Source organism: Acidovorax sp. GBBC 1281 (assembly GCF_028473645.1).
GTDB lineage: Bacteria > Pseudomonadota > Gammaproteobacteria > Burkholderiales > Burkholderiaceae_C > Paracidovorax.
This window is the reverse complement of sequence record NZ_CP097269.1, coordinates 1,908,488-1,930,360: the sequence shown is the minus strand read 5'-3', so window position 1 is coordinate 1,930,360 and position 21,873 is coordinate 1,908,488. Positions and strand designations below refer to the sequence as shown.

Genomic DNA, 21,873 nt, shown 5'->3' with positions numbered 1-21,873 from the left:
ATCGGTGCGCCGCGGCGTTCACACGTAGTCGCCCGGGTCGGGGCGCACGGTCCAGTCGATCGGGTCCTGCTGCAGCACCATGTCGATATCGAGCCCCAGCGCCAGTCCGACCTCGCCGGGAAAGGACACTGCCAGCTCCTTCTCGCCCAGCGCCGCCTCGCGGGCCCGCACGCGCCAGGCGGCCAGGTGCAGCACGCCGGCCAGGGGCTCGTACACGCTGTTCTCGAACGGCGCGCTCTGGTACTGCAGGGCATCCACCACCACCTGCGGCAACTGCCAGCGGCGCGCCATGCCGGCGCTCACCTGCGAATAGCAGTAGCCCAGCAGCCGCTGCTCCAGCTTGGAGCGGCGCGGATCGAAGGGGCCGACCAGCCGGTTGATGGCCTGCACGCGGTCCGGGTTGCCCAGGTGCAGCAGCAACTCGCCCACGCCGTGGAGCAGGCCTGCGGTGTATGCCGCGATCTGGTTGTGGTGCACGCTGCCGGCCAGCGACCGCGCCAGCTTGGCCGTGTGCAGGCTGTAGCGCCAGAACTGCTGCAGGTTGACGCCCGGCACCGACCGCGAGGTCGTGCCCAGCGGCGCGGACGCCACCAGCGTGCGCAGCTGCTGCACACCCAGCAGCGACAGCGCCTCGGGAATGCCGCTGATTTGCTGCTGGGCCTGGAACGTGGGGGAGTTGGCCTCTTCCAGCAGCCGCGCGGCCATGGCCGGGTCGGTGCCGAAGAGCTGGGTGACGCGGCGCAGGTTGGGCTCGGGCGCCGCCAGCTCGTTCATCAGCAGCGCCACCGCGCGCGGCACGCTCGGCAGCGCGACGGGAATCCCCAGCAGGGCGATGAGCTCCATGGAACGGCCGGAAGTAAGGGTCCGGCGATTATCCACGCAACTTTTACCGCTTATTACCTTGCAGCTTGGCGAAGGCCGAGGCCATGGCCGACGGGGGCGCGGGCTCGTTGCTGCGGCGCGGTGCCGCATGCTGGCCCCGCCCCGCTCCTTCGAACCGGTTGTCGCGGGGCGCACCCCGGTCGCCGCCGCTGCGCGGGGGCGCTGCATCGAGCTTCATGGACAGGCCGATGCGCTTGCGCTCCACATCCACCTCCATGACCTTCACCTTCACGATGTCGCCGGTCTTGACCACCTCGCGCGCATCGTTGACGAACTTGTGGCTCAGCTGGCTCACGTGGACCAGGCCGTCCTGGTGCACGCCCAGGTCGATGAACGCGCCGAACTGCGCCACGTTGCTCACCGTGCCCTCCAGGACCATGCCTTCCTTGAGGTCCTTGATGTCCTCCACGCCGTCGTTGAAGCGCGCCACCTTGAAGTCCGGGCGTGGGTCGCGGCCGGGCTTCTCCAGCTCGCCCAGGATGTCCTTGACCGTGATGACGCCGAACTTCTCGTTGGCGAACAGCTCGGGCTTGAGCGTCTTGAGCATGTCGACGCGGCCCATGATCTCGGCCACCGGCTTGCCGGTCTTTTGCATGATCTGCTCGACCACGGGGTACGTCTCGGGGTGCACGCCCGTCATGTCCAGCGGGTTCTCGCCGCCGCGGATGCGCAGGAAGCCCGCGCTCTGCTCGAAGGTCTTGGCGCCCAGGCCCGACACCTCCATGAGCTGGCGACGGCTCTTGAACGCGCCGTTGGCCTCGCGCCAGCGCACCACGGCCTTGGCCACGCTGCCCGACAGGCCCGACACGCGGCTGAGCAGGGGCACGCTGGCCGTGTTCAGGTCCACGCCCACCGAGTTCACGCAGTCCTCCACCACCGTGCCCAGGGTGCGGGCCAGCTCGCTCTGGTTCACGTCGTGCTGGTACTGGCCCACGCCGATGCTCTTGGGGTCGATCTTGACCAGCTCGGCCAGCGGGTCCTGCAGGCGCCGCGCGATGGAGGCGGCGCCGCGCAGGCTCACGTCCACATCGGGCATCTCCTGCGAGGCGTATTCGCTGGCGGAATAGACGGAGGCGCCGGCCTCGCTCACCACCACCTTCTCGATGGCGCGCTCGGCCTTGGCGGCCAGCTTGATGAGGTCGGCGGCCAGCTTGTCGGTTTCGCGGCTGGCGGTGCCGTTGCCGATGGCGATCAGGTTCACGCCGTGCTTTTCGACCAGCTTGGCCAGCGTGTGCAGCGAGCCTTCCCAGTCGCGGCGCGGCTCGTGTGGGAACACGGTGGCGGTCTCCACCAGCTTGCCGGTCGCATCCACTACCGCCACCTTCACGCCGGTGCGGATGCCTGGGTCCAGCCCCATCACCACGCGCGGGCCGGCGGGCGCGGCCAGCAGCAGGTCGCGCAGGTTGTCGGCGAAGACCTTGATGGCGACCTTCTCGGCCTCGTCGCGCAGGCGGGCGAACAGGTCGCGCTCGGTGGAAAGGCTCAGCTTCACGCGCCAGGCCCAGCCCACGCATTTGCGCAGCAGGTCGTCGGCCGCGCGGCCGGCATGGCTCCACCCCAGGTGCAGGGCGATCTTGCCCTCGGCGATGCTGGGCTTTCCGGGCTCTGGCTCGACGGGCAGGATCAGCTTGGCCTCCAGGATTTCGAGCGCCCGGCCGCGGAACACGGCCAGCGCGCGGTGCGAGGGCACGCGGCCGATGGGCTCGTCGTACTCGAAGTAGTCGCGGAACTTGGAGACCTCGGGATCGGCCTCGTTCTTGCCCTCGACCTTCTTGCTGCGCAGCAGACCCTCGGCCCACAGCCATTCGCGCAGCGACTGCACCAGCACGGCGTCTTCGGCCCAGCGCTCGGAGAGGATGTCGCGCACGCCGTCGAGCACGGCCGGCACGGTGGAAAAGTCGGCACCCGGCTTGCCATCGTCCAGCACCTCGGGGGGGCGGGTGAACGCGGCGGCCTCGGCGGCCGGGTCCAGCGTGGGGTCGGCGAAGAGCTTGTCGGCCAGCGGCTCGATGCCGAACTCGCGGGCGATCTGGCCCTTGGTGCGGCGCTTTTGCTTGAAGGGCAGGTAGAGGTCTTCCAGCTCCTGCTTGGTCGGTGCGCCCGCGATGGCGGCGCGCAGCGCATCGGTCAGCTTGCCCTGCTCGTCGATGGCCTTGAGCACCGCGGCGCGGCGGTCTTCCAGCTCGCGCAGGTACGACAGGCGGGCCTCCAGCTCGCGCAGCTGGATGTCGTCCAGCCCACCGGTCACTTCCTTGCGGTAGCGCGCGATGAAGGGCACCGTGGCGCCCCCATCGAGCAACTCGACGGCGGAGGCCACCTGCTGCTCGGTGACCCGGATTTCTGCGGCAATCTGCCGGATGATCTTCTGCATGCTGAAAACGCGCCCGAGGGCTCGGCTTTGGAAAAGCGGGCGAGTGTGCCACAGGCCTTCCCGGCCCTTGTTTCAGTCCGCACCGCCCCCCTGCCCCGTGCCTTGCGTGGCGGCCCGGCCGGCACCGGGCGACGTTCCATCCCAGGGAAGACCTGTAGGCGCGGCAGCCCGGTGCGCTTGTACGATCCCCAGGCACTCCCATCGCCCGCCCAGGACCGGGCGGCGATGGCGACCACCGCTGCATGGAATGCCCCTTGCATCAGGACAGCCCGGGCATCCGCTTTCCGTGCCTGCAAGGCGCCTTCGCACCCAGCGATGCGCACGTTCCCGGTGCATGGCACGGCAACGCGGGCCGAAGTGGGGCTGCAGGGCCCCGCGACGGCCAGGCGATGCACGGCACGGCCTGCAGCGGCCCCGGCTGGTTTTCCCCTTGGTTGATCGACGATTGAAGGACTGACGATGGCACGAATTTCCCGCACTTCCCTTCGCACCCGGCTCGGCGCCACCGCCCTGGCGGTCCTGGGCGCCTGCGCCGGCCTGCCGGCAGCGGCCCAGCAGCCGGCCACCCCCATCAAGGTGGGCATCGCACTGGACATCTCCGGCCCGTTCGCCGCCCTGGGGGCCGAGGCGCGGGACGGCTTCGCGCTGGGCATCAAGCAGCTGGGCGGCAAGTTGGGCGGCCAGCCCGTGCAGTTCGTGCAGACCGACATGGCCGGCAGCCCCGACCAGGCCAAGCAGCTGGTGGACCGCTTCGTGCAACGCGAGAAGATCGACCTGTTCACCGGCCCCATCGCCTCCAACGTGGCGCTGGCCGTGACGCCCACGCTGTTCGCCGCCAAGGTGCCCTACCTGTCGAACAACGCGGGCCCCAGCCAACTGGCAGGCGCGCAGTGCAACCCCTACTTCTTCGGCACCGCCTACCAGAACGACCAGTACCACGAGGCCGCCGGCCAGTTCGCGGCCGACCGGGGCTTCAAGCGCATGGTGCTGATCGCCCCCAACTACCCCGCCGGCAAGGACGGGATCAACGGCTTCAAGCGCAAGTTCAAGGGCACGGTGGTGGACGAGATGTACACCAAGCTCGGCCAGATCGACTACGCGACCGAACTGGCGCAACTGCGCGCCGCCAAGCCCGAGGCCGTGTACTTCTTCCTGCCCGGCGCCATGGGCATCAACTTCATCAAGCAGTTCGTGGGCGCGGGCCTGTCCAAGGACATCACGCTGGTGACCAGCGGCTTCTCGGCCGACGAAGACGTCATCAGCACCGTGGGCGAACCCATGCTGGGGCTGTTCAACACCTCGCACTGGGCGCACGACCTGGACAACCCGGCCAACAAGGCCTTCGTGGCCGCGTTCCGCAAGGAGTACGGCGGGCGCTACCCGTCCATCTACGCCGCGCAGGCCTTCGACGTGATCACCGCCATGGACTCGGCCGTCAAGGCCGTGGGCGGCAAGGTGTCCGACCGCGATGCATTGATCAAGGCGCTGGCCAAGGCGCAGTTTCCTTCGGTGCGCGGCAACTTCCGCTACGCCAACAACCACTACCCGGTGCAGAACTTCTACCTGCGCACCATCGGCAAGGATGCCGAAGGCCGCGTGACCAACAAGACCATCAAGACGGTGCTGGAAAACTATGGGGATGCGTTCTCTGCCCAGTGCGGTATGAAATAAGCACCCCCCTGAGTCGCTTCGCGCCTTCCCCCCGGAGGGGGGACGCCGCCAGCGCGGCGGGGCGGCCCTTGCGCGGCGGCTACTGGCTTGGGGCCGCGCCCGTTTTGAAAGGCAGCGCGCGTCGCTTGCGGACATGGAACCCTGAAATGACATCGAACCCCTCCTCATCCACTGGGGCTGCGCCATGAATCCGATCCTCGTCTTCGAACAACTGCTCAACGGCGCGGGCTACGGGCTCATGCTTTTCCTGATCGCGGCGGGGCTCACCCTGGTCTTCGGGATCATGGACGTGATGAACCTCTCCCACGGCTCGCTGTTCATGGTGGGCGCCTATGTGGCGGCCACGGTGCATGTGCAGAGCGGCTCGTTCGCCGTCGCGGTGCTGGTGGCCGTGGCCGTGACCGTGGCGGTGGCGGCGCTGCTGGAGGTGACGCTGATGCGCCGCCTCTACGGGCGCGACCACCTGGCCCAGGTGCTGGCCACCTTCGGCGTGATCCTCGTGGCGGACGATGCCGTGAAGATGGTGTGGGGCCCCTCCCCCGTCATGGCGCCCACGCCGGCCTGGCTCTCGGGGCCGGTGGAACTGTTCGCCGGCCTGCCCTACCCGTCGTACCGCCTGGTGGTGCTGGGCGCGGGCGTGCTGGTGGCGGGTCTGCTGTACCTGCTGGTCAACCACAGCCGCGTGGGCATGCTGGTGCGCGCGGGTGCGTCGGACCGCTGGATGGCCGAGCTGATGGGTGTGCGCGTGCGGCGCGTGTTCTGTGGCATCTTCGTGCTGGGTGCCGCCCTGGCGGCCCTCGCGGGCGCCCTCATGGGGCCGCTGATGGCGGTGCAGGTCGGCATGGGCGAATCCATCCTGATCCCCGCGCTGGTGGTGATCGTCATCGGCGGCATCGGCTCGGTGCGCGGCGCCTTCGTAGCGGCCCTGCTGGTGGGCCTGGTGGACACCATCGGCCGCGCGTTCCTGCCGCTGCTGCTGCGCGCCGCCCTGCCGCCCGCCGTGGCCGCCGACTTAGGCCCGCTGTGCGCCGAGGTGGCCATGTACGCCCTGATGGCGGCGGTTCTGAGCTTTCGCCCCGCGGGGCTGTTTTCTGCCAAGGCCTGAGCGACATGTCTGCTGCATCCCTGACTTCCTCTTCCCCGCCTCAGCGCCCTGCCGCCCCGCGCTGGCGCGGCGCGCTGCTGCCGCTGGCCCTGCTGGCGGCGCTGGCGGTGTTTCCGCTGGTGGCATCGGCCCTGGGGCTGGATTTTTACATCGGCTTCGTGCGCCGGGTGCTGGTCGTGGCCCTGGCCGCCGCCAGCCTGAACTTCATCATGGGCTTTGGCGGCATGGTGGCGCTGGGGCATGCGGGCTTCATGGGCGTGGGCGCCTACACGGTGGTGGTTCTCAGCGACGCGGGCGCCACCTCGGCCTGGGTGGTGTGGGGCGCCGCCATGGTGCTGGCCGCGCTGGCCGCAACACTAGTGGGCGCCATCTCGCTGCGCACCCAGGGCGTGTACTTCATCATGATCACGCTGGCCTTCGCGCAGATGCTGTACTTCGTGTTCGTCTCGCTGCGCAGCTACGGCGGGGACGACGGCTACACCCTGCCCATGCGGCCCGTGCTCGGCCTGGGCCTGGACGCCATGCACGAGCCCACCCTGTACTGGGTGGTGCTGGCGCTGGTGGCGCTGGTGCTGTGGTGGCTGGACCGTGCCACGGCCTCGCGCTTCGGCGCGGCGCTGGCGGGCATCCGCGACAACGCGACGCGCATGCGCGCGCTGGGTTATCCGGTGTACCTGCTGCAGCTGGCCGCCTTCACCCTGGCCGGCGCGGTGGCGGGCCTGGCGGGCGCGCTGCTGGCCACCGGCAACAGCTTCGTGAGCCCGGCCATGATGCACTGGACGCAATCGGCCACGCTCATCGTGATGGTCGTCATCGGCGGCCTGGGCCGGCGCTGGGGCGGGCCGCTGGGCGCGGCCGTGTGGATGGCGCTGGAAGAGGCGCTCAAGCTCCACACCGACCACTGGCACATGCCGCTGGGCCTGCTGCTGATCGCCACCACGCTGTACGCGCCCAGGGGCCTGGCCGCGCTGGCGGACCTGCGCGCAAGGAGCGCGCAATGAGCCTGTTCCAAGTGCAGGGCCTGGTCAAACGCTTCGGTGGCCTGCTGGCCACCGACCACGTGGACCTGACCGTGGCGCACGGCGAGGTCCACGCCCTCATCGGCCCCAACGGCGCGGGCAAGACTACGCTGGTCCACCAGATCTCGGGCCTGCTGGCGCCCGACGCAGGCCGCGTGCTGCTCGACGGTGACGACATCACCGCCCTGCCCATGCACCGCCGCGTGGCCAAAGGGTTGTCGCGCTGCTTTCAGGTGACGCGCATCTTCCCGGCCCAGACCGTGCGCGACAACCTGCTGCTGGCCGTGCAGGCGCACAGCGGATCGAGCTTTCGCTTTCTGCAGCCGCGCTCACAGGCGCGCGGGCTGTACGAGGCCGCCGACCGGCTGGCCGAGCGCGTGGGGCTGCAAGACCGCATGGACGGCATCGCCGGCGCCCTGCCCCATGGCGCCCAGCGCACGCTGGACGTGGCCCTCGCCCTGGCCTGCGCGCCGAAGCTGCTGCTGCTCGACGAACCCATGGCCGGCATGGGGCCGGAGGAATCGCAGCAGATGGTGCAGCTGATCGACAGCCTGCGCCAGGACATGGCCGTGCTGCTGATCGAGCACGACATGGAGGCCGTCTTCCGCCTGGCCGACCGCATCTCGGTGCTGGTGTACGGCCGGGTGCTCACGACCGGCACGCCCCATGAGATCCGCAGCAACGCCGAAGTGCAGGCCGTGTACCTGGGCACCGAAACCCTGGAGGCCACCCCATGAGCGCGCCCACGCCTTCGATGCACAAAGGGCCCGCGCCCTTGGCCGAGCCCCTGCTGAGCTGCCAGGGCCTGGAGGCCGGCTACGGCGTGAGCCAGGTGCTGTTCGGCATCCACCTCGACATCGCCGCGGGCGAAGTGGTGTCTCTGCTGGGCCGCAACGGCATGGGCAAGAGCACCACCATCAAGACCCTGGTGGGCGCACTGCGCCCCACGGCCGGCGCCATCCGCTTCGCGGGCCAGGCCATCGGGGCGATGAAGAGCGACGCCATTGCCCGCATGGGCCTGGCCATCGTGCCCGAGGGCCGCCACGTGTTCCCCAACCTCAGCGTGCGCGAACACCTGCTGGCCTTCGCCAGCAACCGCAGCGGCCTGGGCGAGCCCTGGGACCTGAAGCGCATCTACGGCGTGTTCCCGCGCCTGCAGGAACGCGAGCACCACCTGGGCCACCAGCTGTCGGGCGGCGAGCAGCAGATGCTGGCCATCGGCCGCGCGCTGTCCACCAACCCGCGCCTGCTGATCCTGGACGAAGCCACCGAAGGCCTGGCCCCGGTGATCCGCGAGGAAATCTGGCGGTGCCTGGCCACGCTCAAGGCCGCGGGGCAGACCATCCTGGTGGTGGACAAGTACGTGCACCGCCTCACGGGCCTGGCCGATCGGCACGTGATCCTGGAGCGCGGGCGCGTGGTATGGCAGGGGGATTCCGAGGCGCTCAATGCGGATCGGGGGCTGTGGGCGCGGTACCTGAGCGTGTAGGCTCGGAGCAAGGCCGGTCCAGGCGATCGCGCGGGGCAGGCCCGCTCGACAGTTACCTTGCACCGCAACCGTGCCTGCACGTTGATTTCCATGACGCCCTTCCTCGTCGCTGGCCGGCCCCCGGCACCCCTGGCCGTGATCTGCGCACTCCTGCTGCCTGGTGCTTGCTCGGCCGGGCAAGCCACACCCGGCGATCCGCAGACATCCAGGGCGCAAGCCGTTTCGGCGGCGGTACCTGCTGGCAAAGGCCACGCAGCCAATCCCCGGTTTCTCTACGTCATCTACTGCAACGGCACCGTGGATCGACTCGATCTGGCACAGCCCGCCAAAGTCTCGTCGTTCGCGCTCAGCGAGCGCAGCGGCACGCCGCCGGCCGTCGCTGCGGCGCCGTCTCCGGGCGTCAAGCCCGACAGTTGCCTGGCCCGCCCCGCCACCACGGATGGCGCAGGTGGCGCAGCAGAGCGCCAGGTGCAGTTGGTCGCGACGCCCCAGTTCTACCGCAGCGATGCCGATGGACAGAAAGCCTATCGACTGCTGACGTTCTCGCTGCCCGACTGGACGCTGCGCCAGCAGGCGGACCTGGGAATGTTCGACGTGCTCAACGGCACGCCGCCGCGCATGGTGCGTGGTCCGCAGGCCGGCCAGTGGGTGCCCCGCCCATCCGAGGGGGCGCCTGATGCCACGGCCGAGTTGGCCGGGTATGCGAGCGGCCAGGGCCTGGCCTTTGCACGCTTCACCCAATGGTCGGGCGATGTGTCCTTGGTGGAGTTCGCGGGTCCCGGCCCGTCCCAAGGCACGCCGCAGGCCCAGGCGGGCTTTGCGGATCGCGCCGCGCATCGCTTCGTGCGGCTGGCCGGCCCCCCCGATGCGGACAGCGGCCCCTTGCGGCTGGCGCCGGGAGGGCGGTTTGCCGTGCGCGAGGTCCAGCGGCCGCAGGCCCCCGCCCCCTCCGCCCAAGGCGCTGCCGACACCGCCCCTTTGCGAAACACCGGCGAACTGCGCGTGTACCGCACCGCCGATGGGCAGCAGGTGGCCAGCGTGGCGGACGCGCGCATCGGCGGCGCCTGGCATGGCATTGCCATCACGCCCAGCGGCTGGGCCGTTTACACCGACCGCCGGGGCGCGTACCGCTTCGTGGCATTGGGGCGCGCCTTCGGCACGGAGCCGGTGCAGGACGAAGAGACCGACGACCTCGACGGGACGCGCCCCGGGCTGGTGTACAGCGCGCAGTGAGCGCGGGGGGCGTCCCTAAAATGCGCAGACCACCGCCACGCCACCACAACCAACGCCTGCGCCTTTAAGACCATGACGCCCTTCCCCTATCCGGTCCGCACCGAATGCCCGCCGGGCGCGTGCGTGTGCGACCGCGATGCGCTGCTGCAGGCGCCGAGCGGCGACTTGCGCGTGCTGCGCCTCACGCGGGAGGAGGAAAAGCGGCTCATCGACCGGCTGGAGAACCTGGGCAGCCTGGGCGAGCTTCGCCGCATGCAGGAACGGCTGGAAGCGCAACTGGGCATCCGCCTGAGCATCACCACCAGCCCCAACGAGGTCCGCAGCCTGCGCGGCATCGCCATCCTGGTGCTGGAGCAGCGGGGGCTGTGCCGCAAGACCCGGCAGGCCATTCCCGCCGCGATCAAGAAGAGCATGGACCGGCGCCCCGACATCGCCTATGAGTTGCTCAACGAAGGCGGGCTGTTTTCGGACGAGTGACGGCGGCGGCGCCCCGCTGACGCCGCTTGGGCGCCGAAACGAAAGGAAACCGTCCAGCGCTGGAAGAACACGCCACCGCCCCCCACATCGACACCGTGCAGGGCACGCATTCCTGACTTGCATCCTGCCTTCCGCACGCCCGCTCATCGACTCCCTGCCCTCCATGCAAGACGATCTTTTCGGCGACCTGCCCGTTCCCCCCGAGCCGCCCGCTGCGGCGCCCGCCAGACGCCCTGCCCCATCGGCCGAGCCCACCGAGGCCAAGGCCCCTGCCGTGCGCCGCAGCGGCACGGTGCAACCGGCGGCCTGGGACGACGACCTGCGCGCACTGGCCGACCGGCTGCCGTCCCGCTTGCGCATGGGCACCTCGTCGTGGACCTACCCCGGCTGGAAGGGCTTGCTGTGGGAAGGCGAGCATTCGGAGCAGACGCTCTCCAAGAACGGCCTGCCGGTGTATGCCCAGCACCCGCTGATGCGCACGGTGAGCATCGACCGCAGCTTCTACCGGCCGCTCACGGTGAGCCAGTACGAGCGCTACGCCTCGCAGGTGCCGCATGACTTCCGCTTCGTGGTGAAGGCGCCCAGCCTGGTGACCGATGCGCTGGTGCGCGGCGAGGACGGGCGCGGGCGCCAGGCCAACCCGGCGTTCCTGGATGCCGCGCTGGCCACGCAGGAGTTCGTGGCGCCCGCGCTCGAAGGCCTGGGCGCCAAGGTGGGTGCGCTGGTGTTCCAGTTGAGCCCCCTGCCGCTGGCGCAGCTCGACCGGCTGCCGCAGGTGCTGGAGCGCCTGCGCACGATGCTGCTCGCGCAGCCGCCACTGGCGCCCACCGCGCCGGACGGCGTGCTGGCCGTGGAGGTGCGCGACCCCGAGTGGCTGTCGCCCGAGTTCATGCCGCACTTTGCCGCCGTGCTGCGCGAAGCCGGCGCCACCTACTGCGTGGGGCTGCACGCCAAGATGCCGCCGCTGGCGGAGCAACTGCGCCTGCTGCGCCGGCTGTGGCCCGGACCGCTGGTGTGCCGCTGGAACCTGAACCCGGTGCACGGCGCCTATGGGTACGAAGACGCCGAAAAGCTCTACGCCCCCTACGACCGCATCCTGCACCCGGCCCCCGAGGTGCACGACGTGCTGGCGCGCACGATCGCGGGGGTGACCGGCGCAGGCCAGAACGCCTTCGTCACGGTCAGCAACCATGCCGAAGGGTGCGCGCCCCTCACCCTGCGCACGCTGGCGGAGCGGGTGGCGTCCCTGGACTAGTGTCCTGTCCCGTTAATTCGCAGGCACGATAGCTGCATGGTTTCGGGCCATCCTTGAGGTGCCGCCATGCCCAATGCAACGACCCGAACAGAAATTGCGCTTAGTGAAGTGGAGCGCGCGGAACTGACGTCCATGGCGCGATCACGTTCGCTGCCAGCGGCGTTGTCGCTCAGGGCGCGCATCGTGCTGACTTGCGAAGGCACAGATAAAGCCAGCACCGCGGTTGCGCAGGCTCTGGGGATCAGTCGTAGCACTGTCACCAAGTGGCGCGGGCGCTATGCGCGCCATCGCATTGCAGGGCTTTACGACGAGTTGCGCCCGGGTCGCCCCCGCACGGTAGATGACGAGCGTGTTGCTGAGTTGATTACCAAGACGTTGCACACCAAGCCTGCTGATGGGGGTACCCACTGGAGCACCCGCACGCTGGCCGCCGATACGGGCATCAGCAAGAGCACGGTGGCGCGCTATCTGCAGACCTTCAACCTCAAGCCGCACCGGGCCGACAGCTTCAAGCTGTCGACCGATCCGCTGTTCATCGAGAAGCTGCGCGACGTTGTGGGGCTGTACCTGAACCCACCTGACAACGCGCTGGTGCTGTGCGTGGACGAGAAGAGCCAATGCCAAGCTTTGGAGCGTACGCAGCCGATGCTGCCAATGGGGTTTGGCTATGTCGAAGGTGTCACGCACGACTACGTGCGCCACGGCACCACCACCTTGTTCGCGGCCCTGAACGTGATGAATGGCCAAGTGATCGCGCAGTGCCGGCCCCGGCATCGTCATCAAGAGTTCCTTGCCTTCCTGCGCGCCATCGACAAGGCAGTGCCCGACGAACTGGATGTGCACTGCATAGCTGATAACTACGCCAGCCACAAGCATCCAAAGGTGCGCGCTTGGTTGGCCGAGCGGCCTCGCTGGCACATGCACTTCGTTCCGACCTATTCAAGCTGGCTCAATCAGGTCGAGCGCTTCTTCTCGATCATCACCACGCGGGCAATCCGCCGTGGCTCGTTCACCAGCGTGAAGGATCTGATCAACAAGATCGACACATTCATCGCGAATTACAACCAGTCCTGCCAGCCGTTTACTTGGACAGCTACAGCAGACTCCATCCTCGAAAAACTCGCCAGACTATGCGGGCGAATTAACGGGACAGGACACTAGCGCGACGGCCTCACGCGACCGCACATGCCCCAGTCAGATTGCTACTAATTTAATAGCACAATGCCCTAGTATCAATTGCGCTGGCGGCCTAAAAGGCCAAAACCCGATTCAGGCATGCACGGTGGCACCGTGCCGCAGCCGCATCACGCTGCACACGCCCGCCAACACTGCGCAGCCGGCCGCCGCCATCAGCGCCACCGATTCGCCCTGCCCGTCGTGCTGGCCCCAGACCGCGAAGATGCCCGCCAGCAGCACGGCGCCCAGGGTCTGCCCCGTCAGGCGCGCGGTGCCCAGCATGCCGCTGGCCGCGCCCGAACGGTGCAACGGCGCCGAGGCGACGATGGTGTGGTTGTTGGGCGACTGGAACAGCCCAAAGCCCGCCCCGCACAGCAGCATGCGCCACGCCACGTCGAACACGCCCGGCTGCGGCGGCAGCACGGCCAGCGCGACCAGCCCGCAGGCGAACACCGCCATGCCGACGCCGCCCAGCAGGCCGTCCGCGAAGCGGCCGATGAGCCGTCCCGCGAACGGCGCCACCACCACGATGGCCAGCGGCCAGGCGGTGATGAGCAGGCCCGCCTCGAAATGCGACCGGCCCTGCGCCTCCAGCAGCAGGAACGGCAGCGACAGAAAGGCCAGCATCTGCGCGCAGAAGGCCCCGACCGACGCGCCCATCGACAGCGCAAAAACGGGGATGCGCAGCAGGTCCACCGGAAACAGCGGCACGGCCACGCGCCTTTGCCGCCGCAGGTACACCCAGCCCACCGCGACGCCGGCCAGCAGCAGCGCCCAGCCCAGCGGGGCCGCCGCACGCGAGGCCTCGCCCCGCACGCCGAGCTGCTCGCCACCGATGAAGATCAGCGCGAACATGAGGATGTTGAGCGTGACGTCCAGCACCGTCAGCCGCGCGCCGGTGTGCGTGCTGGGCGGATTGAACGGCAGCGCGCGCCGCCCCAGCCACAGCGTGAACAGTCCCAGCGGCAGGTTCAGCGCGAACAGCCAGGGCCACGATGCGAACGACAAGATGGCCGCCGCCACCGAAGGCCCGGCCATCGACGAGGTGGCCACGACCAGCGAGTTGATGGCCATGCCCCGGCCCAGGTGTGCGCGCGGATAGGTCAGGCGCACCAGCGCGGCATTCACGCTCATGATGCCCGCCGCACCCAGGCCCTGCACCGCGCGCGCCACCACCAGCGCGGGGAGTGATGTGGCCAGCATGGCCCCGAGCGACGACACGGCGAACAGCGCCATGCCCAGCAGGTACACGCGCCGGTAGCCGATGCGCTCGCCCAGCGAGGCGAGCGGCAGCAGCATGACCAGCGTGGCGATCTGGTAGGCGTTGACGACCCAGATGGCCTGCGCCGCGCCCGCGTTCAGTTCGCGCGCGATGCCGGGCAGCGCGAGGTTGACGATGCTGCCGTCCAGCACCGCCACGGTCAGCCCGAGGATGATGACCAGCATGGCCCGCGCGCGGTCGCGCGGAGGCAGCCCGTCGGAGGCGGCGGGCGCGCCCTGCCCCACGGCGGCGGCGCCCGGACCGGGGCTCAAACCCGCGCCTCCACCGGTCCGGCGGCATGCGGGCCCGCCAGCGTGATCCAGGTCAGCGCCACGCCAACCAGCGCGCCTGCGGCCATGCCGATCACCATGGGCAAGGGCTGTCCGTTGGCGAACAGGCCCACGATGCCCATGGCCGCCGCACCCGTCAGCATCTGCAGCGTGCCCAGCAGGGCCGAGGCGGTGCCGGCGATGGCGCCGTGCTGCTCCAGAGCCAGCACCGAGGTGGTGGGAATCACCAGCCCCATGAAGGCGCTGGACACGAAATACAGCGCGATCAGCACCGCCAGCTGGTCGCCGCCCAGCAGGTAGTAGGCCAGCAACAGCACCATGACCACGCCGGCCGCGCTGGCCGCCACCTTGACGAGCGGCACCAAGCCGAACCGTTGGCCGAGCAGGCCGGTGAACTGGGACGAGCCGATGAAGGCCGCCGCGTTCAGCGAGAACGCCAAGCTGTACTGCGTGGGCGTGAGCCCGTAGTGGTTGATGAGCACGAACGGCGAGCCCGCCAGGTACACGAAGAACCCCGACATGGCGCAGCCGCCGATGAAGACCAGGCCCAGGTAGTGGCGATCGCGCAGCAGCAGCCCGTAAGCCCGCAGGGCGCCGCCCAGGCTGCTTTCCACCCGGTCGGCGGCCGGACGTGTCTCGCGCAGCGCGCCGTAGACGAGCGCCAGCCCCGCGATGGCGGCCACCGCCACCACCCAGAACACGCCGCGCCAACCGGTGAGTGCGATGACCCCGCTGCCCGCGAGCGGCGCGAGGATGGGCGACACGCTGAACACCAGCATCAGCAGCGCCATCAGGCGCGCGGCATCGGTGCCGGTGTGCAGATCGCGCACCACGGCGCGCGGAATGGCCATCCCGGCGGCGGCGCCCAGGCCCTGCAGGAAGCGCAGCGCCACCAGCGTCTCGATCTCGGTCGCCAGGGCGCAGCCCACGCTCGCCACGGTGAACAGCAGCAGCCCGAAATACAGCGGCGGCTTGCGCCCCACCATGTCGGACACCGGGCCGTAGAACAGCTGCCCCGCCCCCAGCGCCAGGAAGAACGCGGTCAGGCTCCACTGCACGGCGCCGACCTGCGCGCCCAGGCTGCGCCCGATGTCGGGAAGCGCCGGCAGGTACATGTCGATGGCAAAGGGGCCAATGGCCGAAAGAAGGCCCAGAACGAGGGCAGCGCGAAGGAAGGGCGAAGGAAACATGGGCCCGATTGTCGCCAACGGCGGCATCCGCCGCTCGGGCGCCCGATTGGCCGGCGGCCGAGCGCGGTCTTGCCCCGGCGCACCAAGCCTATTTGAGGTAGGAGCGCAGCGCCGAGGCCACCGCCGCCACGTCCTGCGCGCGCTGCTGTGCGGGGGTAGCAGGGTCGCCCAGGTGCTGAACGATGTGGCCTTCCAGCACCTGCGCCATCAGGCCATTCACCGCGCCGCGAACAGCCGCGATCTGCTGCAGCACCGCCATGCAGTCAGCCTCCTGTTCCAGCGCCCGCTCGAGGGCCGCGGCCTGGCCCTGGATGCGCCGCACGCGGGCCAGGAGCTTCTTTTTTCCGTGGATGGTATGGGCCATGACCGGATTGTACGAAGGGCTGAAAATATACTGGGGTACAGTATCTTTTACCATGACTGTCATGACCGAAAACCCTTCCGCCAACGCCCCCCTCGCAGCCGGCTGGCAGCACCCCCATGTCTTCAGCCACGGCAATCCCTTGGCCGAGCGCAACACCCGCTGGGCGGTGGCACTGACGGTCGCCATGATGGTGGCGGAGATCGTCGGCGGCTGGGCCTTCGGCTCGATGGCATTGCTGGCGGACGGCTGGCACATGGGCTCGCATGCCCTGGCGCTCGGGCTATCCGCCGTGGCGTATGCCGCGGCCCGGCGCCACGCGAGCGACGGCCGCTTCGCCTTCGGCACCTGGAAGATCGAGGTGCTGGGCGGCTACACCAGCGCCATCCTGCTGCTGCTCGTGGCCGGGCTCATGGTCTACCAGTCGGTGCAGCGGCTCGTGGCCCCAGCGCCCATCCAGTATGAGCAGGCCGTCTTCACGGCCGCGCTGGGACTGGCGGTCAACCTGGCGTGCGCCTGGCTGCTGCGGGGCGGGCATGTGCATCAGGCACACCACTCGCACCACGAACACCCTGCGCATGAAGGCCACGGCCACAGCCATGGGATGACGCCAGCCGATCTCAACCTGCGGTCGGCCTACCTGCACGTGGTGGCCGACGCTGCCACGTCGGTGCTGGCCATCGCCGCGCTGTGCGGGGGGCTGCTGTGGGGCGCCGACTGGCTCGACCCGGCCGTGGGCCTGCTGGGCGCGGCCCTGGTCGCGGGCTGGGCCTGGGGGTTGTTGCGCGATACCGGGCGGGTGCTGCTGGACGCGGAAATGGACGCGCCCGTGGTGCAGGAAATCCGCGATGCGATCGCCGCCAGCCCCATTCCCGCCAGCGTGTGCGACCTTCACGTGTGGCGTGTTGGCACGGGCCTGTACGCCTGCATCCTGTCGCTGTCCACGGCCCATCCGTCCGTGGCGCCCGACTTCTTCAAGCGCCTGCTGAGCGTGCACGAGGAACTGGTGCACGTCTCCGTCGAGGTGAACCGGGCAGACACCTCCGGCCGGCCCCACTGACCCGGCTGCGCACCAACGCGGGCACCCGCGACGGCACCGCCCACGCTCAAAGGTACTTGAGCCAGGCGATGTCGCGCCGCCGCGCCTTGAAGGCCCCAAAGGCTTTCACCGCGGGGTACAGCGCCATGGCCAGGACGGCCGTGCACAGCCAGACGGCCCACATGGCGTCGAACCCGAAATACGTGTCCTGGGTCTTGCCCCACACGGCCACCGCCGCGAGGTAAAGCAGCTTGAGCACGTACAGGTGCAGCAGGTAAAAGAACATGGGCGCGGCACCGAACCCCGCCAGCACCCCCAGCCCGGCCCCGGGCCGCGCGCGCTCGAACGCCCGCAGCACCAGCAGGCCGATGCCCAGCGTGAGCGCGATGAACAGCAGCGAAGGCGGGTATTTGGTCACGTTGAGAAACGACATCGCGGTGGCCAGGGCCGTTTCACCCGGCACCCAGGGCTTGTCGCCGTACACGTTCCACCAGCGCAACACGACAAACCCGGCCAGCAGCCCCGTGCCCCAGGCCAGCAGGCGGCGCTGCCGCGCGCCCGCATCCGTGGACGCCAGGAACCAGGGTCCGGCCGCATAGCCCAGCGCGATCACGCCGATCCAGGGCAGCAGCGGATAGGAAGTGCGCAGGCGCAGCGATTCGCCCACTTCGATCCAGCCGCGGTCGTGCAGCACCGCCCAGGGAATGTGCAGCGCATGACCGACCGGAAAATGCAGCCCGTCGAGCAGGTTGTGCCCGGCCACGATCGCCACGCCCAGGGCGATCAACACGGTGCGCGGCAGCCACAGCAGCGCCGCCAGGGCCAGCATGCTCAGGCCGATCACCCAGATCACCTGCAGGTACACCACCTGGGGCGGCCACTGGAAGGTCCAGGCAAAGTTCACCAGTGTGAGTTCCAGCGCGACCAGGAAGCACCCACGCTGGAGCAGGAACACCGAGGCCGCCCCCCGGCCTCCGCCCTGCCGCGAACCATACAGGCAGGCGGACAGCCCCGTGAGGAACACGAACACCGGCGCACACACGTGGGCCAGCAGCCGGCTTGCGAACAGGTCGGGCGAGGTGGCCGCGACGACCATGGGGTCGCTGACCTGGTGGTGCAGGAAAAAAGTTTCGCGCACGTGGTCCAGCAGCATGAACAGGATGACGAGCCCGCGCAGCGCGTCGATGGACTGCAGCCGGGCAGACGCGGGGCCAGCGTTGGGGGAAGGCAGGGAGCGGTCGATGGGCATGGAAGGGGTGGTGCGATGCCGGTATGGCCCTGGACTGCCGAGCGGTGGCGCTGTGGCGGCAAGAGCGATCCTTTGACGGCAAGTGGGCGAAAAGGCGCGATTGTGCCCGTTCGGAACAGGCCCGATGCGATGCGCCTTCCCTCGAGTCCAAAACAAAGGTGCGTTCTGTGGGCTCATCTACGGGGCCCATCCGGCGGCAGTGCGATGTGCACCCGGATCGCCAACATGTAAAGCCCTTATTCAGACCAGGCCATCCGCTGGCATTGCAGCATTCTTATGAAGAGCCACTATTGATTGATCCGGAACGGGTGGACACATCCCACGCAGCGAAGCCGCCTCTCGCCACCAAAAACCAAAGAAAAAGCCCTCGCAAGCATTGCTTGCGAGGGCTTCCATATGGCGGAGTGGACGGGACTCGAACCCGCGACCCCCGGCGTGACAGGCCGGTATTCTAACCAACTGAACTACCACTCCTGGCAGGCAGCGTTTGCTTGTGAAAAGACACAAGCCAAGTGCTACAAACTTGGCGACCCTACGGGGATTCGAACCCCGGTACTCACCGTGAAAGGGTGATGTCCTAGGCCTCTAGACGATAGGGTCAAAACCTGGGAACTAACCGTTCTCTAACTTTCAGTGGTGGAGGTAAACGGGATCGAACCGATGACCTCTTGCATGCCATGCAAGCGCTCTCCCAGCTGAGCTATACCCCCACTTTCTTCGGCATTCACCAAAGAAAAACCCTTGCACATCCAAGACCTGCAAGGGCTTTGACTGGCGGAGTGGACGGGACTCGAACCCGCGACCCCCGGCGTGACAGGCCGGTATTCTAACCAACTGAACTACCACTCCTGGCAGGCAGCGTTTGCTTGTGAAAAGACACAAGCCAAGTGCTACAAACTTGGCGACCCTACGGGGATTCGAACCCCGGTACTCACCGTGAAAGGGTGATGTCCTAGGCCTCTAGACGATAGGGTCAAAACCTGGGAACTAACCGTTCTCTAACTTTCAGTGGTGGAGGTAAACGGGATCGAACCGATGACCTCTTGCATGCCATGCAAGCGCTCTCCCAGCTGAGCTATACCCCCACTGAATGACCACATTCACACTGTGACTGTCATCATTTCCTGAGCCTTGAATTATAGACAGGTTTTTAAGGCTTCAGCAATCTCGCTGCGATTTTTTCGCGGCCTACGAGTTCGAGCACCGCATCGACCGATGGCGTGTGGGCCGTTCCCACGGTCAGCACGCGCACTGGCATGGCCAGCTGCGGCATCTTGAGCGAATGGGCGGCCAGCACTTCCTTGAAGGCGGCAGCGATCGCCGCCTTGTCCCACGCGCAGGTGGCCAGGGCCTGCGCCAACGCGCCGATAGCCGGCCACACGGCTTCGGTCACGTGCTTGGCGTACTCCTCGGGATTGGGCGCCACATCGCCGTAGAAGACGAAAGCCCAGTCCGCCAATGCCAAGGTCGTGTCGCAACGGTCCTTGAAAAGCGCGCAGATGCGCGGCAGGCGGCCATCGGCCAGCTCTGCCGCAGAAATACCCCGCTGTTCCAGCCGCGGCGCCACGAGGGCGGCCAGGGCGTCGTCCGCCATGGCTTTGAGATGCTGCGCGTTCACCCACCGCAGCTTGGCTTCGTCAAACTGGGCGGCACTGCGCCCCAGATGGTCGAGATTGAACCACTGCAAGAATTGCTCGCGGCTGAAGATCTCGTCGTCGCCGTGGCTCCAGCCCAGGCGGGCCAGGTAGTTCACCATGGCTTCGGGCAGGTAGCCTTCGTCCCGGTACTGGGTCACAGGCTTGGCACCATTGCGCTTGCTCATCTTCTCGCCCTGCTCGTTGAGCACGGTGGGCAGGTGGGCATACACCGGAGGCTGCTTTCCGAGGGCCTCGAAGATATTGATCTGGCGCGGTGTGTTGTTGACGTGGTCGTCCCCACGGATCACGTGGGTGATCGCCATGTCGATGTCATCGACCACCACGCAGAAGTTGTACGTAGGCGTGCCATCGGGCCGCGCGATCACCAGATCGTCGAGCTCGTCGTTGCGGATCTCGATGCGCCCCTTGACCTTGTCGTCCCAGACGACGGAGCCGCCCAGCGGATTGCGAAAACGCAGCACCGGCTGCACGCCCTGCGGCACGTCCGGCAGGGTCTTGCCGGGCTCGGGGCGCCACGTGCCGTCGTAGCGCGGCTTTTCCTTGGCCTGCATCTGCCGTTCGCGCAGCGCGTCGAGTTCCTGCACGCTCATGTAGCAGGGATAGACATGGCCGGCCTCCTGCAGCTGGGCCAGCACTTCCTTGTAGCGGTCCATGCGCTGCATCTGGTAGAACGGGCCTTCGTCGGGCTGCATGCCGAGCCATTCCATGCCTTCCAGAATCACGTCCACGGCGGCCTGGCTGGACCGCTCCAGGTCGGTGTCCTCGATGCGCAGGATGAAGTCGCCACCCGTCGCGCGGGCGAACGCCCAGGGGTACAGGGCGGAGCGAATGTTCCCCAGATGGATGAACCCTGTGGGCGAGGGAGCGAAACGCGTGCGAACGCGCTGGGTCAGGTTGGCTTCGGTCATTGCAGGGTATCCAGGCCGCGCGCGAGGTCGGCCTTCAAATCTTCGATGTGTTCCAGCCCGACCGCCACGCGGATCAGGCCTTGCCCCAGGCCGGCAGCCTGGCGCTGCTCTTCGGTCAGGCGGCCATGCGAGGTGCTGGCGGGATGGGTGATGGTGGTCTTGGTGTCGCCGAGATTGGCCGTGATGCTGCACACCCGCGTGCTGTCGATCACATGGAATGCCTGTGCACGGGCCGAGGCCGGATCGCCCTCTTTCACCTTGACGTCGAACGACAGCACGGCGCCGCCGAGGCCGGATTGCTGGCGCATGGCCAGCGCATGCTGGGGATGGGACGCCAGCCCCGGGTAGTACACGCGCGCCACATGTGGATGCGATTCGAGCCAGTTGGCCAGCTGCAGCGCGTTGGCACTCTGCGCCTTCATGCGGATGGACAAGGTTTCCATGCCCTTCAGAACCACCCATGCATTGAAGGGCGACAGGTTCATGCCCGCGCTGCGGATCATGGGCGCGAGCTTGTCGTCGATGAGCGCGCGGGGTCCGCACACGGCCCCCGCCATCACCCTGCCTTGTCCGTCGAGGAACTTGGTGCCGGAGTGCAGGACCAGATCCGCCCCCCATTTGGCGGGCTGCTGCAAGGCGGGAGAGGCAAAGCAGTTGTCCACAGCAAGCAGCACGCCGGCTTCATGGGCGATGTCGGCCAGCGCCTGGATATCGCACAGATCGGTCAGCGGATTGGTGGGGGTTTCCGCAAACATGAGCCGCGTTTCTGGGCGCAGCGCGGCCTTCCATGCGGCCGCATCGGTCTGCGGCACGAACGTGGTCTGCACGCCGAAACGCGACAGCTCTCCGCCGATGAGCTTGATGGTCGAGCCGAACACCGACCGGGAGCAGATCACATGGTCGCCGGTCTTGAGCAGTGCCAGGCACATGAGCAGGATGGCCGACATGCCGGTGGCGGTGCCGATCGCGGATTCGGTGCCTTCCAGGGCGGCCAGGCGCCGCTCGAAGCTCGTGACCGTGGGATTGCCGGTCCGGGTGTAGGTGTAGCCCTCTTCCTCGCCGGCAAACCGGCGCGCCGCCGTCGCCGCGTCGGGCTGCACGAAGCTGCTGCTCAGGTACAGCGCCTCGGAATGCTCGCCGTACACGCTGCGGGGAATGGCTTCGCGCACCGCCAGCGTGTCGGGGTGCAGGCCTTCGGGAAGGGTTCGGGCATTCAAGGGGGAGTTCATGGCGTGAAGA

Annotated in this window: 18 protein-coding genes and 6 tRNA genes; 10 read left to right on the top strand and 14 right to left on the bottom strand. The window is 68.3% G+C overall.

Going from position 1 to position 21,873, the window contains the following annotated elements:
* Positions 1 to 18: 18 nt before the first annotated feature.
* Both M5C96_RS08780 and M5C96_RS08775 read right to left on the bottom strand, forming a co-directional pair.
* Entirely contained in the window at positions 19 to 843 is an 825-nt protein-coding gene (locus tag M5C96_RS08780) for an HDOD domain-containing protein (RefSeq protein ID WP_272568586.1), read from the bottom strand.
* 43 nt (positions 844 to 886) lie between these two features.
* Positions 887 to 3,253, bottom strand: coding sequence for a Tex family protein (locus M5C96_RS08775; protein ID WP_272568585.1), 2,367 nt, complete (start codon positions 3,251 to 3,253; stop codon positions 887 to 889).
* 459 nt (positions 3,254 to 3,712) lie between these two features.
* Between M5C96_RS08775 and M5C96_RS08770 the strand changes: the two genes are divergently transcribed.
* The 9 genes from M5C96_RS08770 to M5C96_RS08730 all read left to right on the top strand — a co-directional run bounded on the left by M5C96_RS08770 (position 3,713) and on the right by M5C96_RS08730 (position 12,663).
* Complete coding sequence (locus M5C96_RS08770; protein WP_272568583.1) at positions 3,713 to 4,924, top strand: ABC transporter substrate-binding protein; 1,212 nt, start codon at positions 3,713 to 3,715, stop codon at positions 4,922 to 4,924.
* Positions 4,925 to 5,108: 184 nt separating this feature from the next.
* On the top strand, positions 5,109 to 6,029 hold the full coding sequence (locus M5C96_RS08765) for a branched-chain amino acid ABC transporter permease (RefSeq protein ID WP_272568582.1): 921 nt from the start codon (positions 5,109 to 5,111) through the stop codon (positions 6,027 to 6,029).
* 5 nt (positions 6,030 to 6,034) lie between these two features.
* On the top strand, positions 6,035 to 7,030 hold the full coding sequence (locus M5C96_RS08760; protein ID WP_272568581.1) for a branched-chain amino acid ABC transporter permease: 996 nt from the start codon (positions 6,035 to 6,037) through the stop codon (positions 7,028 to 7,030).
* Complete coding sequence (locus M5C96_RS08755) at positions 7,027 to 7,785, top strand: ABC transporter ATP-binding protein (protein WP_272568580.1); 759 nt, start codon at positions 7,027 to 7,029, stop codon at positions 7,783 to 7,785. Before M5C96_RS08760 ends, M5C96_RS08755 begins: the two co-directional genes overlap by 4 nt.
* 17 nt (positions 7,786 to 7,802) lie before the next feature.
* Positions 7,803 to 8,537 (top strand): ABC transporter ATP-binding protein, encoded by a 735-nt coding sequence (locus M5C96_RS08750; protein WP_442867386.1) that lies wholly within the window; start codon positions 7,803 to 7,805, stop codon positions 8,535 to 8,537.
* A 90-nt stretch (positions 8,538 to 8,627) separates the two neighbouring features.
* Positions 8,628 to 9,770: a hypothetical protein gene (locus M5C96_RS08745; protein WP_272568578.1), complete on the top strand. Its 1,143-nt coding sequence runs from the start codon at positions 8,628 to 8,630 to the stop codon at positions 9,768 to 9,770.
* Between the two features lie 72 nt (positions 9,771 to 9,842).
* A complete protein-coding gene (locus M5C96_RS08740) occupies positions 9,843 to 10,247 on the top strand; it encodes a hypothetical protein (RefSeq protein ID WP_272568577.1) in 405 nt (134 codons plus the stop codon).
* 163 nt (positions 10,248 to 10,410) lie between these two features.
* Positions 10,411 to 11,502: a DUF72 domain-containing protein gene (locus M5C96_RS08735; protein WP_272568576.1), complete on the top strand. Its 1,092-nt coding sequence runs from the start codon at positions 10,411 to 10,413 to the stop codon at positions 11,500 to 11,502.
* Between the two features lie 66 nt (positions 11,503 to 11,568).
* On the top strand, positions 11,569 to 12,663 hold the full coding sequence (locus M5C96_RS08730) for an IS630 family transposase (protein WP_272563777.1): 1,095 nt from the start codon (positions 11,569 to 11,571) through the stop codon (positions 12,661 to 12,663).
* A 108-nt stretch (positions 12,664 to 12,771) separates the two neighbouring features.
* Here M5C96_RS08730 and M5C96_RS08725 read toward each other — a convergent pair whose 3' ends face one another.
* From M5C96_RS08725 to M5C96_RS08715, 3 genes are all read right to left on the bottom strand, one after another.
* Entirely contained in the window at positions 12,772 to 14,124 is a 1,353-nt protein-coding gene (locus tag M5C96_RS08725; protein WP_272569660.1) for an MFS transporter, read from the bottom strand.
* An 83-nt stretch (positions 14,125 to 14,207) separates the two neighbouring features.
* Positions 14,208 to 15,419, bottom strand: coding sequence for a multidrug effflux MFS transporter (locus M5C96_RS08720; protein WP_272568575.1), 1,212 nt, complete (start codon positions 15,417 to 15,419; stop codon positions 14,208 to 14,210).
* An 88-nt stretch (positions 15,420 to 15,507) separates the two neighbouring features.
* Complete coding sequence (locus M5C96_RS08715) at positions 15,508 to 15,783, bottom strand: metal/formaldehyde-sensitive transcriptional repressor (RefSeq protein ID WP_272568573.1); 276 nt, start codon at positions 15,781 to 15,783, stop codon at positions 15,508 to 15,510.
* Between the two features lie 61 nt (positions 15,784 to 15,844).
* Between M5C96_RS08715 and dmeF the strand changes: the two genes are divergently transcribed.
* Positions 15,845 to 16,840 (top strand): CDF family Co(II)/Ni(II) efflux transporter DmeF, encoded by a 996-nt coding sequence (gene dmeF, locus M5C96_RS08710; RefSeq protein WP_272568572.1) that lies wholly within the window; start codon positions 15,845 to 15,847, stop codon positions 16,838 to 16,840.
* A gap of 46 nt (positions 16,841 to 16,886) precedes the next feature.
* Here dmeF and M5C96_RS08705 read toward each other — a convergent pair whose 3' ends face one another.
* From M5C96_RS08705 to M5C96_RS08665, 9 genes are all read right to left on the bottom strand, one after another.
* Positions 16,887 to 18,068 (bottom strand): DUF1624 domain-containing protein, encoded by a 1,182-nt coding sequence (locus M5C96_RS08705; protein ID WP_272568570.1) that lies wholly within the window; start codon positions 18,066 to 18,068, stop codon positions 16,887 to 16,889.
* 397 nt (positions 18,069 to 18,465) lie between these two features.
* Positions 18,466 to 18,542: transfer RNA gene (locus M5C96_RS08700), tRNA-Asp, on the bottom strand.
* A 50-nt stretch (positions 18,543 to 18,592) separates the two neighbouring features.
* Positions 18,593 to 18,668: transfer RNA gene (locus tag M5C96_RS08695), tRNA-Glu, on the bottom strand.
* Positions 18,669 to 18,702: 34 nt separating this feature from the next.
* A tRNA-Ala gene (locus tag M5C96_RS08690) sits at positions 18,703 to 18,778 on the bottom strand.
* A 62-nt stretch (positions 18,779 to 18,840) separates the two neighbouring features.
* A tRNA-Asp gene (locus tag M5C96_RS08685) sits at positions 18,841 to 18,917 on the bottom strand.
* A gap of 50 nt (positions 18,918 to 18,967) precedes the next feature.
* Positions 18,968 to 19,043, bottom strand: a tRNA-Glu gene (locus M5C96_RS08680).
* Between the two features lie 34 nt (positions 19,044 to 19,077).
* Positions 19,078 to 19,153, bottom strand: a tRNA-Ala gene (locus tag M5C96_RS08675).
* Positions 19,154 to 19,218: 65 nt separating this feature from the next.
* A complete protein-coding gene (gene gltX / locus M5C96_RS08670; protein WP_272568568.1) occupies positions 19,219 to 20,634 on the bottom strand; it encodes a glutamate--tRNA ligase in 1,416 nt (471 codons plus the stop codon).
* On the bottom strand, positions 20,631 to 21,863 hold the full coding sequence (locus M5C96_RS08665) for an O-succinylhomoserine sulfhydrylase (protein ID WP_272568567.1): 1,233 nt from the start codon (positions 21,861 to 21,863) through the stop codon (positions 20,631 to 20,633). Before M5C96_RS08665 ends, gltX begins: the two co-directional genes overlap by 4 nt.
* Positions 21,864 to 21,873 lie beyond the last annotated feature (10 nt).

Excerpts from the sequence above, each read along its gene's own strand:
- M5C96_RS08730 (WP_272563777.1), top strand. The coding sequence starts at position 11,569 with ATGCCCAATGCAACGACCCGAACAGAAATTGCGCTTAGTGAAGTGGAG.
- M5C96_RS08765 (WP_272568582.1), top strand. The coding sequence starts at position 5,109 with ATGAATCCGATCCTCGTCTTCGAACAACTGCTCAACGGCGCGGGCTAC.
- M5C96_RS08780 (WP_272568586.1), bottom strand. The coding sequence starts at position 843 with ATGGAGCTCATCGCCCTGCTGGGGATTCCCGTCGCGCTGCCGAGCGTG.
- M5C96_RS08770 (WP_272568583.1), top strand. The coding sequence starts at position 3,713 with ATGGCACGAATTTCCCGCACTTCCCTTCGCACCCGGCTCGGCGCCACC.
- M5C96_RS08665 (WP_272568567.1), bottom strand. The coding sequence starts at position 21,863 with ATGAACTCCCCCTTGAATGCCCGAACCCTTCCCGAAGGCCTGCACCCC.
- M5C96_RS08705 (WP_272568570.1), bottom strand. The coding sequence starts at position 18,068 with ATGCCCATCGACCGCTCCCTGCCTTCCCCCAACGCTGGCCCCGCGTCT.
- M5C96_RS08740 (WP_272568577.1), top strand. The coding sequence starts at position 9,843 with ATGACGCCCTTCCCCTATCCGGTCCGCACCGAATGCCCGCCGGGCGCG.
- M5C96_RS08720 (WP_272568575.1), bottom strand. The coding sequence starts at position 15,419 with ATGTTTCCTTCGCCCTTCCTTCGCGCTGCCCTCGTTCTGGGCCTTCTT.
- M5C96_RS08750 (WP_442867386.1), top strand. The coding sequence starts at position 7,803 with ATGCACAAAGGGCCCGCGCCCTTGGCCGAGCCCCTGCTGAGCTGCCAG.
- dmeF (WP_272568572.1), top strand. The coding sequence starts at position 15,845 with ATGACCGAAAACCCTTCCGCCAACGCCCCCCTCGCAGCCGGCTGGCAG.
- M5C96_RS08745 (WP_272568578.1), top strand. The coding sequence starts at position 8,628 with ATGACGCCCTTCCTCGTCGCTGGCCGGCCCCCGGCACCCCTGGCCGTG.
- M5C96_RS08755 (WP_272568580.1), top strand. The coding sequence starts at position 7,027 with ATGAGCCTGTTCCAAGTGCAGGGCCTGGTCAAACGCTTCGGTGGCCTG.
- M5C96_RS08760 (WP_272568581.1), top strand. The coding sequence starts at position 6,035 with ATGTCTGCTGCATCCCTGACTTCCTCTTCCCCGCCTCAGCGCCCTGCC.
- M5C96_RS08735 (WP_272568576.1), top strand. The coding sequence starts at position 10,411 with ATGCAAGACGATCTTTTCGGCGACCTGCCCGTTCCCCCCGAGCCGCCC.
- M5C96_RS08775 (WP_272568585.1), bottom strand. The coding sequence starts at position 3,253 with ATGCAGAAGATCATCCGGCAGATTGCCGCAGAAATCCGGGTCACCGAG.
- M5C96_RS08715 (WP_272568573.1), bottom strand. The coding sequence starts at position 15,783 with ATGGCCCATACCATCCACGGAAAAAAGAAGCTCCTGGCCCGCGTGCGG.
- M5C96_RS08725 (WP_272569660.1), bottom strand. The coding sequence starts at position 14,124 with ATGCTGGTCATCATCCTCGGGCTGACCGTGGCGGTGCTGGACGGCAGC.
- gltX (WP_272568568.1), bottom strand. The coding sequence starts at position 20,634 with ATGACCGAAGCCAACCTGACCCAGCGCGTTCGCACGCGTTTCGCTCCC.